Below are 14179 nucleotides of genomic sequence, written 5' to 3'. Positions count from 1 at the left end.
TATTGATACAATTTTTTGCATGAGGACTTCATCCTTTCTGGGAGGTATTTGTTTTCTAGCAAAAACATTGTACCATACAGAGGTTGGAGTCCTCAATTTTCATTTAAGTTTACAAAACGATATGTTCAAATGGGAGGTGGGAATATGACTACATCCATAAATTTAGTTAAATTTATATGTAAGGACTGTGGACATATCTGGGATGAGAACTATGAAGAGGGTGTAAACTGTCCGAAGTGCCATTCTAAAAACACCGAAGAGATGAGTAGAACGAGATATTGAGTAAGAGGATAGATAATACTATCCTCTTTTTTTACACTTGAATTCTTAAAATTTATCACATAATTAACACATTGAACATTTATAATATAGCTGAGGAGAAGCTTTAGTTCCTAGAAATATTATAGGAGGAATTATATGTTTAGGATATTAGTTGTAGATGATGAGGAGAAAATTCGGGAAGTTATTAGAGAGTATGGAGAATTTGAAGGGCATAAAGTATTAGAAGCCAAAGATGGAATGGAAGCTGTGAATATATGTAAAGAAGAAAATTTTGATGTTATAGTAATGGATATAATGATGCCAAAACTAGATGGTTTTTCTGCCTATAAGGAAATTAAAAAGATAAAGGATATACCTGTACTTATGCTCTCTGCGCGAGGGGAAGAATATGATAAGCTATTTGGATTTGAGATAGGTATCGATGATTATGTAGTAAAACCTTTTTCTCCTAAGGAGGTTATGGCTAGATTAAATGTAATTGTCAGCCGTAATAAAAAAATGCAAAAAGATATTAATTCTAATGAAATATATAAATTTGACGGTCTTGAAATTGATATACTAGGAAGAAATGTATTTGTTGATGAAGTAAAAGTGGATATGACCCCAAAGGAGTATGATTTATTATTTTATTTAGTTAAAAATAAGAATGTTGCTCTAACTAGGGATAAATTATTGAGTGAGGTATGGGGCTATGACTTCTTTGGTGATGATAGAACTGTTGATACTCATATAAAAATGCTTAGAAATAGTATGGGACAATATAGAGATTTTATTGTAACTTTAAGGGGACTAGGATATAAATTTGAATATATAAAATAATAGAAGTGGTGGTAATTTTGAAAAATAAATTAGATATGAAAAGCCTAAAAGTTAAATTGTGGACATATTTTATCTTATTTGCGGCAACAATCATGACCATATTATGGCTTCTTCAAATTGTATTTTTAAATACCTATTATAAATCAATGAAGACTAATGAGATTAAGAAAATCGGAGACAGCCTAGTTGCTGAATATGGAAAGGATGATTTTGAAGATATTATTTATACAACATCCTTTAGTAGGGGGGTAATCATTCAGATTTTAAATGAAGACGGTATTCCTATATTTCCTATGAATACATCATTTAACCCTAGACCACCTAAATTTAACTCTATGGATTCAAGGAAATTCATAGATAAACTGGAGAATGACAATCAAGGAAAGATTTTATATACTATAGAAGATTCTAGGTTAGGAAGACCAACTATAGTCTATGGTGCTGTATTGCAAGGTGAAGATGGGGAGAATCTATATTTATATATTAATGGATTATTAGACCCTATAGACTCTACTACTTTTGTTTTAAAAAACCAGCTTATTATAGTGACTATAATATCTTTGCTCTTAGCATTGGGATTATCATTTATTATTGCATCTAAAATATCTAAGCCTATTACTCAAGTAACTAATGCAGCCTCAGTTTTAGCTAAAGGTAATTATAATGTTGTATTTGAAAAAGGTGATTATACAGAAATAGATGATTTGGTAGCTACTTTAAATTATACTACTACAGAATTATCTAAAATTGAAGAACTAAGAAGAGATTTAATTGCAAATGTTTCCCATGATTTAAGAACACCGCTTACATTGATCAAATCTTATGCAGAAATGATAAGAGATATATCTGGCAATAATCCAGAAAAACGACAATCTCATGTTGATGTAATTATAGATGAATCAGATAGACTTACTAGACTTGTCAATGATATTTTAGATTTATCTAAGATTGAGGCAGATCTTAATCAAATTGATTATAAAGAATTTGATATAGTTAGAACTACAAAGGAAATTCTAAAGAGATTTTTAATCCTTGAAGAAAAAGATGGATTTATCTTTCGCTTAAATTATAGCGATGAAATAAAAGTATATGGTGATGAGAAAAAAATAGAGCAGGTAATTTATAATCTCATTAGCAATGCTGTGAATTTTACTGGAGATAATAAATTAGTATTTATAAATATTAAAAATGTTGGTGATTTTGTTAAATATGAGGTCAAAGATACTGGGAAAGGTATTCCCGAAGAAGAGTTAAATCACATATGGGATAGATACTATATGGTAGGTAAAACCCATAAGCGAGCAGTAATAGGGACTGGACTAGGACTTTCTATTGTTAAAAATATATTAACTGCTCATAATTCAGATTTTGGAGTAGAGAGTCATGTTAATCAAGGAACTACATTTTGGTTTCAATTAAATACCAACAAATAGATATAATTTATGAAAGACAAGATTTATTCTTGTCTTTTTTATGGCCTAATCCAATGATCATCAGATCTATACGAGAGTAACGAGCCCTAAAGGACTACTGAATTATACTCTGCGGGGCAAATTAAGGTAGCAAATAGATTTGAGTTGCGAAACTGTGGATAATGATTTTCACAAATATTTCGATTAGTTATCATCTAGATTTCACAAAAGAAATATATCCTTAATATAAATCTAAAGTTTGGAGGTGAAAAATGTGAATAGTATTAAATATAGACATGAACATAAATTTTATATAAATTTAGGAGATTACTATATACTTAGATCCAGGCTCAAAAATATAATGAGATTAGATGAAAATTCTAAGGGAGATGGTTATTTCATTAGAAGTATATACTTTGATGATATAAATGATAAGGCTTTATTTGAAAAAATATCTGGTGTTAATCATAGGGAGAAATTTAGGATTAGACTTTATAACAATGATGCCTCTTTTATTAAATTAGAAAAAAAGGTGAAAGATAATGGTCTTACAGCGAAGTTTAGTACTAAAATCTCCATGGAAGAATGTAATAAAATTTTGAGCGGAGATACTGATTGGATTAAATTTACTGATAATAGTTTATTAAAAGAACTCTATATTAAAATGAAAAGTGAATTATTTAGGCCAAAGACAATAGTGGATTATAATCGTGAGGCATATATTTATCCAATAGGTAATGTTAGAATAACTTTTGATAGAACCATAAAATCAGGGGTGTTTTCGAGAAATATATTCGATGAAGATCTTCCCGCTGTAAATGTATTGGATTCAAAGATAATTATTCTAGAGGTAAAATATGATGAGTTTCTTCCCGATGTTATAGCTGATATTATCCAAGTTGGAGACAGGAGATTTACTGCAGTTTCAAAATACGCTCTTTGCAGAGTATTTGGCTAAATTTAATAGAATCAGGAGATGAAAAAATGAATACAACAAATACAATAAACTTTAGCGATATTTTCAAATCAAGTTTTTTAAATAAAGTGGGATCCATATCAGCTGTCGATATGATTATAGCATTAGGACTTGCTTTTGTCTTAGGTTTATTTATTATGACAGTCTATAAAAAAACTTTTAAAGGAGTTATGTATTCCCCAAGTTTTGGTGTAGCCCTTATGTCTTTAACACTTATTACAACTTTAATTATATTGGCTGTTACTTCCAACGTTGTACTATCTCTTGGTATGGTTGGTGCATTGTCAATAGTTCGTTTTAGATCTGCAATAAAAGAACCAATTGATATAGCATTTTTATTCTGGTCAATTTCTGGAGGGATAGTGTTAGGTGCTGGTTTAATTCCATTAGCTATATTCGGTTCAATATTCATAGGTATTGTAATGGTATTATTTGTAAATAAAAAGTCAAATGAAACTCCATATATAATGGTAGTTAATTATGAAGATAATGAATGCGAGAAAGATATCTTAGACATCATAAATAATAAGGTACAAAAATATTTAATAAAATCTAAGACTGCCTCAAAATATAGCGGGATAGAGCTTACTGTTGAGATTAGATTAAAAGAAATCACCACTGATTTTATAAATGAGTTATCTAGTCTTAAAGGAGTTTCTAATGTAGTTATGGTTAGTTATAATGGGGATTATATGGGATAAAAAGAAGGTGATGTAATGATAAAAGAAAAGTTTGCCACAATTATATCTCTAGCTTCTATCTTTCTAGTGGCTTTAGCATTAGTAGTTTTTGTTGGATTTATACAGAAAGATAATAACTTAGTTAATATTAGTATTAAACAACCAGATTATGTTAACAAGATATTTAATAAGGATATGGTATCAGAAATAAATATTATTATAGATGAAAATTCATGGAATGATCTATTAGAAAATTCCATAAAGGAAGAGTATTATAATTGTGATATTATAATAAACGGAGAGACCTTTACAAATGTAGGAATTAGAGCTAAAGGTAATTCTAGTCTAAGTATGGTAGCTAATGATAGCACCACAGATAGATATAGTTTTAAAATCAAATTTAGTGAATATATTAAGGGGCAGAACTATTATGGCTTAGATAAGTTAGCACTTAATAATAATATTTCTGATGCTACAAATATGAAGGAATATTTATCCTATGAGATATTTGAAGAAATGGGAATTGCTACACCTGGATTTGCATACACTAGTATTAAGGTAAATGGAGAAATATGGGGATTATATTTAGCTGTTGAGGTGATGGAAGAAAGCTTTATTGAAAGATATTTTGGAAGTATGGATGGAAACTTATATAAACCTGAAGGTATGGAAATGGGTGCTAGAGGTATGAATATGGGGAATCCAAATATAAAGAATGATGATAATGCTATGAGAGTAGATCCCAAAAACATAAGAATAGAGAATGAGGAATCTATAAATCCAAGAAATTTTGGGGTCCCTAGTAGAGGTAGTAGCGGAACAAACTTAGTATATACTGGAGATGATATTTCCAACTATTCAGGGATTTTTGATAATGCTATATTCAAGACAACAGATAAAAAAGATTATAATACTGTAATTGATATGATGAAGAATTTAAGCACAGGTACAAATCTAGATGAATTCCTTGATGTAGATGAAATATTAAGATATTTTGCTGTAAATACATTTCTTGTAAATTTAGATAGCTATGCCGGTAGTTTGAAACATAATTACTATTTATATGAAAGAGATGGCAAGTTCCAAATACTTCCTTGGGATTTTAATCTATCCTTTGCAGGACATGAAGTAAATAATGCTTCATCTGCTATAAACTTTCCTATAGATAATCCAGTTAGCGATACTATGGAAAATAGTCCTCTTATATCTAAGTTACTTGAAAAAGAAGAATATAAGAAGATTTATCATCAATATCTAGAAGATTTAGTCATGAATTATATTAAATCTGGAAAATATAAAGCATCTATTAGTAAAGTTAATGAGCTAATAAAGGAATATGTTAGAAATGACCCTACAGCGTTTTTTACTTATGAACAGTATGAAAATGCCTTACCTATATTACTTCAATTTGGAAAGGATAGAGCTGAAAGTATTATGGCACAACTTAATGGAGAGCAGCCAACTACAACTTATGGAAATATTAATACTAAGATAGACTTGGCCGCCCTAGGATCTATGGGTAGAGGCTTTGGGAATAATATGCCAGATATGAATCGAGAGGGAATGGTATCACCTGATAATTTTGGAAATAATGATAATAGAAATACTATGGTGAAAGCAATGCAGATTATCCGAGATTCTTCTAGTGAAAAATTGACAGATGAACAAAGGATAAAGTTAAAGGAATTGGGCTTGAATGATAATCAGATAGAAGAAATGATAAATATGAGAAGTCGAATGCCTGTTGATAGGGAAGGAAGGCCCCAAGAAAATAATAATTTTCAATCTAATGATGAGAGAAATTTCCCTCCACAACAAGGAGATATGATTCATGATAACAGAATTCAGCAAAACAATATAGATATAGAGAGATTAGTTATACCGATTACATCTATATTAGCACTATTATTAGCATTAATCCCTATAAGTAAATTAAAACGAAGAAAGTATATTACTTCTAGTCCGACCTCTTTAAAATAAGTAAAAGCATTCCAAGGAATGAATAGCATCCGAGGGATGCTTTTGCAATTAATTTTAATATTCCCTCTAATGTATAGACAAATTAGTAAATAACAAATAGAATATAATAAAGTAATAAAAAGCAAATCAGATATTGGGGTGATATTATGAATTATAGGGATAAATATAACCATTGGCTAGAAAATGATTATTTTGATGAAGAAACAAAAATAGAGCTTAGGGGTATAATTGATGATAAGGAAATAGAGGATAGATTTTATGCCGATTTATCTTTTGGTACTGCTGGACTTAGGGGTAAAATGGGAGCTGGAACTAATAGAATGAACAGATATACTGTATCATTAGCTACTCAAGGATTAGCTCAGACCATAGTAAAGAAAGGTAAAGAAGCAATGAGTAGGGGAGTTGCTATTGCCTATGATGTTAGGCATTATTCAGATAAATTTGCTGAAATAGCTGCTAGAGTATTAGCAGCAAATGGGATTAAAGTTTATCTTTTTGAAGGAATTAGACCAACACCGGTATTATCATATACTATTAGGAAATTAAAGACTATATCTGGCATAGTGGTTACAGCTAGTCATAATCCGAGAGATTATAATGGATATAAGGTGTACTGGGAAGAAGGATCCCAAATATTAGATGATATTGCAGATGAAATATTATCTGAAATAAACAAAATCAAAGATTTTTCTGAAATAAAACTTATGGACTTAGATGAAGCTATTCAAAAAGGACTTATTCAATATATAGGAAAAGAAATTGATCAAGCATATGATGAAGACCTGCTTAAACTAAGGTTAAATGATGAGATAGATAAAGATATAAAGATTATTTATACACCACTGAATGGTACTGGAAATATTCCTGTAAGAAGAATATTAAAACAAAGAGGGTTTACTAATATAATAGTAGTATCGGAGCAAGAAAAACCAGATCCAAATTTTACTACTGTAGGATATCCAAATCCAGAAGATGTAAAGGCTTTTGATTTTGCAAAAAAATTAGGGAAAGAAAAAAATGCAGATATAATCATAGCCACCGACCCTGATTGTGATAGAGTAGCTATGATGGTAAAAGATAAGGATGGAGAATTTAGATTCATTAGCGGGAATCAAACGGGAGTTTTACTAGTTAATTATATATTGTCACAGAGACAAAAAAGAGGAGATATTCCTGCTGATGGAGCAATTGTAAAATCTATAGTTACAGGTGATCTAAGCAAAGCCATAGCGAAAAGATATAATGTAGAGACTATTGAAACATTGACAGGATTTAAACATATATGCGGTAAGGCAAATGAATTTGATAGAACTGGTGAGCATACATTCATTTTTGGATATGAAGAAAGCATTGGATATGTTTATGATACCATAGTTAGAGATAAGGATGGAGTAAATACTTCTATGTTCATCGCAGAAATGGCTGGATACTATAAAATGCAAGGAAAGTCATTATTAGATGTATTAGAAGAATTATATCAAGAGTATGGATATTATAAAGAGAAACTTGTATCCATAGTATTAGAGGGACTGGAAGGTAGTAAGAGAATAGGAAGAATGATGGAGGAGTTTAGGAAAGAACCTATCAACTCATTTGAAGATATGAAACTTATTAAAGTTGTAGATTATTTATTGGATGAAACAGGCAACCCTAAATCAAATGTTTTAAAATATTATTTAGATGATGGTTCTTGGTATGCCATAAGACCATCTGGAACTGAGCCAAAGATAAAGCTATATATTTATTCTAAAGACAAAAATAGTGAAGTTTCAGCAAGAAAAATAGAACTAATAGAATCCACTGTAACCGGTAGAATGAATTCAATCAAATAAATGATATATATTTGACAAAGAAAGGTAATTGTATTATAGTCTTAATAGGTTGAATTAAATAAACTATTGTGTTAAAATTTTAGTGACTAAATTTAATAAAGATTTGGAACACAGCACCAAAAAATAACTTAAATAAATTATATTATAAGGGGGAAATGCAATTGTATAAAATTGTCGAAAAAGAAATTCTTGCTCCAAATATTTTCTCAATGGATATTTTGGCACCAAGAGTAGCAAATTCAGCTAATCCAGGACAATTTGTTATCGTAATTGCCAATGAAACAGGTGAAAGAGTACCTCTAACAATCTGTGATTACGATAAAGAAAAAGGAACAGTACAAATAGTTGTTCAATCTATGGGTAGTTCCACTAAAAAACTTGCTATATTAGAAAAAGGTGACTACGTAAAGGATTTTGTCGGACCATTAGGAATCCCATCAGAGTTTGTAAATGAAGACATCGAAGAATTAAAGAAGAAAAGAATACTATTTGTAGCTGGTGGAGTTGGTACTGCACCTGTATATCCTCAAGTAAAATGGTTACATGAGCACGGAGTAGAAGCTGATGTTATAATGGGAGCAAAGACTAAGGATTTAGTTATCTTAGAGGACAAGCTAAAATCAGTTGCTGGTAACCTATATGTTGCAACAGATGATGGTTCCTATGGATTCCATGGTTTAGTTACTAATTACATAGAAGAATTAGTAAATAATCAAGGTAAAGAATACGATGTATGTATTGCAATTGGACCTATGATAATGATGAAATTTGTTGCACTAACAACTAAGAAATTAGATATTCCTACAGTAGTATCACTTAACCCTATAATGGTAGATGGTACAGGTATGTGTGGTGCTTGTAGAGTTACAGTAGGCAATGAAACTAAATTTGCATGCGTTCATGGACCTGAGTTTGACGGTCATCTTGTTGATTTTGATGAAGCTTTAAAAAGACAAGGACAATATAAGACTGAAGAAATAAAGAAAGATGAAGCAACTACATGCAAAATAGAGGAGGCCAGAAAATAATGGATAGATTTACGAGAACTCCCATTGCGGAACAAGATCCCCAGGTAAGAAATCATAATTTTGAAGAAGTATGTTTAGGATATACTGAAGAAGAAGCTGTTCGTGAAGCGAAGAGATGTTTACAATGTAAAAAACCTCTATGTAGAGGAAATTGTCCAGTATCTATAGATATACCAGGATTTATTAAACATATTGCAGAGGGTAATTTTGGTGAAGCTGCTCAAGTTTTAGCAGAGTATTCAGCTCTTCCAGCAGTTTGTGGTAGAGTCTGTCCACAGGAAACTCAATGTGAGCAAAAATGTGTCTTAGGAAATAAGGGAGATGCAGTTGCAATAGGTAAATTAGAGAGATTTGCTGCTGACTGGGCTAGAGAAAATAATATTGAAGTTGGTAAGGCTAAGCCAAGTAATGGACATAAAGTAGCCGTTATAGGTTCAGGTCCTGCAGGAGTTACATGTGCGGGTGAATTAGCAAAGGAAGGATATGAAGTAACTATTTTCGAAGCTCTTCATGAACCAGGTGGAGTATTGGTATATGGTATTCCAGAGTTTAGACTTCCAAAGGAAACTGTAGTTAAAAATGAAATAAATAACTTGAAAAAATTAGGCGTTAAAATTGAGACTAATGTCATAGTTGGTAGAACTATTACTATAGATCAAATATTTGAAGAAGGTTATGAAGCTGTATTTATAGGTTCAGGAGCAGGACTTCCTAAGTTTATGAATATTCCAGGAGAAAACCTTAATGGAGTATTCTCTGCTAATGAGTTTTTAACTAGAAATAACCTAATGAAAGCATTTAGAGAAGATTTTGATACACCTATTAAGGTTGGGAAGAAAGTAGCGGTAGTTGGTGGTGGAAACGTTGCTATGGATGCTGCTAGAACAGCTAAGAGACTAGGAGCAGAAGTATATGTAGTATATAGAAGAACAGAGGCAGAATTGCCTGCAAGAGTTGAAGAGGTTCATCATGCTAAGGAAGAAGGAATTATATTTGAACTTCTTACAAACCCAATCGAAGTAATTGGAAATGAAAATGGCTGGGTAAAGGCTCTTAAATGTGTGAGAATGGAATTAGGTGAACCAGATGCATCAGGTAGAAGAAGACCTAGAGAGATTGCAGGTTCAGAGTTTGAATTTGAAGTAGACACTGTTATTATGTCATTAGGTACATCACCAAATCCACTAATTTCTTCAACTACTGAAGGCTTGGAAGTAAATAACCATCTATGTATAGTAGCTGATGAAAGCGGTCAAACATCAAGAGAAGGTGTATTTGCAGGTGGGGATGCTGTAACAGGTGCAGCTACTGTAATCTTAGCTATGGGTGCTGGCAAAGATGCAGCTAAGGCTATGGATGAATATATAAAATCAAAGAATAAATAGTAATTAAGTATGAAAGTAAACTCTCCTTTAGAGAGTTTATTTTTTTAATTCTTTATGTTATAATATTTAGAGTATCGAATTAAATAAGGGAAAGTAAAGGTGATTTGTGAATGGAGTCTAGTCTGGATAAAAAACATCTAAGAGAGGAAATAGTGAAAATAGCAGGGCCTGTATTTATAGAATTACTAATGGGTACTCTATTTGGTATGGTGGATATGATGATGCTAGGCAGATCAGGAGATGCTGCTACTACTGCTGCATCTATTGCTGCAGTTGGTGTTACTAATCAGCTAGTGTTTTTAGGATTAGCTTTAGTACAATCTTTAAATATTGGAGCTACAACTATGGTAGCTCGTTATATAGGAGCAAAGCGAGAAGATAGGATTGAATCTGTTGTAAAGCATGTCATGATATTAACTCAGATACTTTTAGTTATTCCTATATTGTTTATAGGTCTAGGTATGACAGATACCGCCATGAAGTTCTTTGGTGCACATGAAGATACTCTTCTAATAGGCAGGGGTTATTTTAGAGTAATTGCCTTGGGATTTATATTTCAAGCTTTTAATTTTTCTATTTTTGCTTCTTTAAGAGGGTCAGGGGACACGAAGACACCTATGAAAATAAATATTATATCTAATTTATTAAATGTTGTTGGTAATGCTATTTTGATTTACGGTTTATTTGGATTTCCAAGGTTAGGTGTGTTAGGAGCAGGTATATCAACATCTCTATCACAGGTGGTAGCAAGTATATTGCTAACTAGAGTTGTATTAAATGAAAAGAATATAGTTCATATAAAGTTAAAGAAGAAATTTAAGTTCGATAAAGACATAATATACAACTTAATTAAAATTGGATTACCAGCTTCAGGGGAGCAACTTGCTATGAGAGCAGGAATGTTGGTTTTTACAAAGATTATAGCTTCTCTAGGTACAGTAGCCTATGCAACCCATCAAATTTGTATTAGTATACTTAATCTATCATTTACTCCGGGGCAGGCATTTGGTATATCAGCATCAACTTTGGCAGGGCGAAGCTTAGGAGAAGAAGAGCCAGATAAGGCGGAGGAATACATAAAGATGTGTATGAGAATAGGTGCTGTAATAGCAGCAGGTATGGGTATTGTATTCTTTCTATTTGGATCATTTATAGCAGGGCTGTATACTGATAATCAGGAAGTAGTTGTGCAAGCAGGCAAGGTATTGAAACTTGTGGCATTTATTCAGCCTTTTCAGTGTTCGCAGCTAATTATTGCTGGTGGACTTAGAGGTGCAGGTGATACAGTATGGACCCTTATATCTACCTTTCTAGGAATCTTAGTAATCAGGTTAATTTTTGCTTATATATTTGTTATTAAAATGGGAATGGGACTTCAAGGAGCTTGGTTATCAGTGTTAGTTGACCAGGGAATAAGATGGGCCTTTATTTCAATTAGATTTAGAACTAATAAATGGAAATATATTACTATAAGATAAATAGCCTCAATTGAGGCTATTTATCTTATGTGCAAATTCTTTTGCTAAATTTTCTATATTTGGTACTTCTTTTATAGCTCCTTTATCATTAGCTGTTGTCATAAGTGAAAAATAAGGAGGGAGTCTAAAAGTCTTATTCATATTTAAGCTAGATATTAATTGTTTTGCTATAGCATCTCCTCCGGAATAGCCAGATACTATAATAGAGAATATAGTTTTATCATAGAATTTAGTTTGTCTATAGAGAGCTGTAAGTCTATTTATGGTGGCCACAAGATTTGCAGTTACCATATCGTTGTAGTTAGGACATATGAATAATATGGAGTTTGACCTAAGTATGGCTGGATACACCTCTTCTACCACTATTCCTCCATAGAAACACCTAGTCTGCTTACCTAAATACTTACAAGTTTTATAGGGGCATCCTTTACAATCTAGTACATTTCCATTGCCGACATTTATCTCAGATATTTCAATTTCATGTAAGTAGGACTTTACCATATCCCAGAGCATAAGAGTATTTGATATCTCTCTATTACTTGAATGTAATACTAATATTTTTTTTTCCCTTTCATTATTAGTGGTATGATCTTTTAAAAACCTACTGCCTAAATCCTTGCATTGTTGTAAGCATATATCTTCTAAAGACATATTGTATACTTTTTCCATAGATATAAAATTTTCCAGCTTAGCTGTGGCCTCTACAAGAGGTCTTCCCATAAAGCTGCATCCTAAGTTATTCGCAAGAAGTATAATAGATTGAGCCGTAGTTTTTGTAAATAATATATTATAATTATTATGGATTAATAATGCGCCTTCGGAGTTAAGCAAAGAATCTCTTCCCCTATTATAGAGCTCCAAAAAAATATTATTTAATGTATTAGATGCGCCAATTTCATTTAATTCCAATACAAATAATATCTTTTTATTTTGTAAATTTTCCAATTCATTAGCTGAGGTTATTATGGAAAATTCTTCATTGCCTAATACCTCAGTCATCATATTAAATAATAGGGTGCTAGGTTTTTCAGGCATTATAACCAAAATTTTTTTCATATTATCGCCGCCAATTTGCTATAAGTTTCTTCCAATCGATTTACTAATGATTCAGGTAAGTTCAGTTGTTCCACTTCAATGCCAGAAGGTAATAGTCTACATTTGGCTCCCATATATACTTCTCTCATATAAGTGGAGCCATAAAACCAATCTCCTTTAATTGTAGCTATAAGGGATAGTGCACCAGAAGAAATGGACGGAGCAACAAAAGGCTTATACCCAAATTCCCTTACTTCTTTGTTTGCATGTATAGTTTTATTAGTTAAATAATTTGAAATTTCTTCATTATAGTTTTCTATACTATCTGCTACAATTAGTCCTTCACCGTGAGGACCAAAGACTCTTCCTTCTTTAAGATAATGAATCATTTCAAGAGATTTTTCTGCATAGAAGCAAGCTCTGCCATTCATAACTCCAAGGCCATATCCTATTATCTGGTCTGCAGATAATCCATAGAAATCCATATTTCCAGATTCGTCCTTATTACTTTCAAGGAAAGCTACTTTGCAAAGTAAATCTACAGGATCAGATACTACTGCAAATATGCCTTGGAATCTAGCATCTCTTGCCATTCTAGCATATTTCTTTATGATTTCAGAATTTGATTCAAACTGTGCCATTCTAACGTCAGTTACATTGCTTCCTACAGGAGGTATTCCTTTTGAAGCACAGAAAACAAAGATATCACAATTGAATAAATCTTTCTCATCAATAATTTCTACTGCAGGAAATGCAAGTTCATCAAAGGGACGCCTTATTTGATTAAGTTCATATTCCCATCGTTTTAATCTATTGATGTCTCTATCATATATGCCTATTTTACTAATGCAGTCTCCTCCAAGGAGCCGAAGACCCAAGGTTAAGGTACTGCCTACATCTCCCAATGCTATAAGGTTTAATCTCCATTTTTTCTTTATAGATTTATTTAATACATCTTTCCAGTTTGGATAATTTGTATTTACTGCTACTAGCTTTTTATTTTCAATTTTCTTTAGAATCCAATCTGGAATATTATCTACTGAATTCCTATTTTCCAATTTCAATATATTTAATCCTTCATCCTTTAAATTTAATAGGGAGGGATGAGATATAGAAAAATATTTTCTAGAATTCATTTGAGGTAATTGATTAAGAAAATACATTAATCCATCAGTATTTTTCATTTCTTTTTCAGATGATTTTGCTAGATTATTATAATCAAATTTGGAAAATAGATATTTATCTTCAAGTTTATAGTACTTAAACATA

The 14179-nt window shown here is 31.6% G+C and carries 10 protein-coding genes and 1 pseudogene; 9 read left to right on the top strand and 2 right to left on the bottom strand.

Annotation, left to right across the window (positions count from 1 at the left end):
- Positions 1-144 precede the first annotated feature (144 nt).
- The 9 genes and pseudogenes from KQI38_RS06700 (at position 145) to KQI38_RS06660 (ending at position 11875) form a co-directional block, all read left to right on the top strand.
- Positions 145-282, top strand: coding sequence for a hypothetical protein (locus KQI38_RS06700; RefSeq protein ID WP_216557231.1), 138 nt, complete (start codon positions 145-147; stop codon positions 280-282).
- Positions 283-417: 135 nt separating this feature from the next.
- Positions 418-1101, top strand: coding sequence for a response regulator transcription factor (locus KQI38_RS06695; RefSeq protein WP_216557229.1), 684 nt, complete (start codon positions 418-420; stop codon positions 1099-1101).
- A 17-nt stretch (positions 1102-1118) separates the two neighbouring features.
- Positions 1119-2534: a sensor histidine kinase gene (locus KQI38_RS06690; protein WP_216557227.1), complete on the top strand. Its 1416-nt coding sequence runs from the start codon at positions 1119-1121 to the stop codon at positions 2532-2534.
- Between the two features lie 253 nt (positions 2535-2787).
- A complete protein-coding gene (locus tag KQI38_RS06685; RefSeq protein WP_216557225.1) occupies positions 2788-3471 on the top strand; it encodes a polyphosphate polymerase domain-containing protein in 684 nt (227 codons plus the stop codon).
- Between the two features lie 26 nt (positions 3472-3497).
- Positions 3498-4190 (top strand): DUF4956 domain-containing protein, encoded by a 693-nt coding sequence (locus tag KQI38_RS06680; RefSeq protein ID WP_216557222.1) that lies wholly within the window; start codon positions 3498-3500, stop codon positions 4188-4190.
- 15 nt (positions 4191-4205) lie between these two features.
- The gene (locus KQI38_RS06675; protein ID WP_216557219.1) at positions 4206-6149 is read left to right on the top strand and encodes a CotH kinase family protein; all 1944 of its coding nucleotides are present in this window, start codon (positions 4206-4208) and stop codon (positions 6147-6149) included.
- A gap of 146 nt (positions 6150-6295) precedes the next feature.
- Positions 6296-7984: a phospho-sugar mutase gene (locus tag KQI38_RS06670; protein ID WP_216557217.1), complete on the top strand. Its 1689-nt coding sequence runs from the start codon at positions 6296-6298 to the stop codon at positions 7982-7984.
- A gap of 161 nt (positions 7985-8145) precedes the next feature.
- Positions 8146-10397, top strand: a pseudogene (locus KQI38_RS22960) (bifunctional dihydroorotate dehydrogenase B NAD binding subunit/NADPH-dependent glutamate synthase).
- A 110-nt stretch (positions 10398-10507) separates the two neighbouring features.
- Positions 10508-11875, top strand: a complete 1368-nt coding sequence (locus tag KQI38_RS06660; protein WP_216557214.1) for an MATE family efflux transporter — start codon at positions 10508-10510, stop codon at positions 11873-11875.
- A 6-nt stretch (positions 11876-11881) separates the two neighbouring features.
- Here the strand turns inward: KQI38_RS06660 and KQI38_RS06655 are convergent, their stop codons facing one another.
- A complete protein-coding gene (locus KQI38_RS06655) occupies positions 11882-12931 on the bottom strand; it encodes an NAD(P)H-dependent oxidoreductase (RefSeq protein ID WP_094900840.1) in 1050 nt (349 codons plus the stop codon).
- The gene (locus KQI38_RS06650) at positions 12928-14178 is read right to left on the bottom strand and encodes a lactate dehydrogenase (protein ID WP_216557211.1); all 1251 of its coding nucleotides are present in this window, start codon (positions 14176-14178) and stop codon (positions 12928-12930) included. Before KQI38_RS06650 ends, KQI38_RS06655 begins: the two co-directional genes overlap by 4 nt.
- Between the last annotated feature and the right edge of the window lies 1 nt (position 14179).

The organism is Tissierella carlieri, from assembly GCF_018917285.1.
In the GTDB taxonomy this organism is placed as follows: Bacteria; Bacillota; Clostridia; order Tissierellales; family Tissierellaceae; genus Tissierella; species Tissierella carlieri.
Note: the sequence above shows the minus strand (reverse complement) of the source record. Positions and strands in the feature narration are given on the sequence as shown.

Bases quoted from the DNA above. Each gene is read 5' to 3' on its own strand.
- KQI38_RS06700 (WP_216557231.1), top strand. From the start codon at position 145: ATGACTACATCCATAAATTTAGTTAAATTTATATGTAAGGACTGTGGA.
- KQI38_RS06695 (WP_216557229.1), top strand. From the start codon at position 418: ATGTTTAGGATATTAGTTGTAGATGATGAGGAGAAAATTCGGGAAGTT.
- KQI38_RS06680 (WP_216557222.1), top strand. From the start codon at position 3,498: ATGAATACAACAAATACAATAAACTTTAGCGATATTTTCAAATCAAGT.
- KQI38_RS06675 (WP_216557219.1), top strand. From the start codon at position 4,206: ATGATAAAAGAAAAGTTTGCCACAATTATATCTCTAGCTTCTATCTTT.
- KQI38_RS06670 (WP_216557217.1), top strand. From the start codon at position 6,296: ATGAATTATAGGGATAAATATAACCATTGGCTAGAAAATGATTATTTT.
- KQI38_RS06660 (WP_216557214.1), top strand. From the start codon at position 10,508: ATGGAGTCTAGTCTGGATAAAAAACATCTAAGAGAGGAAATAGTGAAA.
- KQI38_RS06655 (WP_094900840.1), bottom strand. From the start codon at position 12,931: ATGAAAAAAATTTTGGTTATAATGCCTGAAAAACCTAGCACCCTATTA.
- KQI38_RS06650 (WP_216557211.1), bottom strand. From the start codon at position 14,178: ATGTTTAAGTACTATAAACTTGAAGATAAATATCTATTTTCCAAATTT.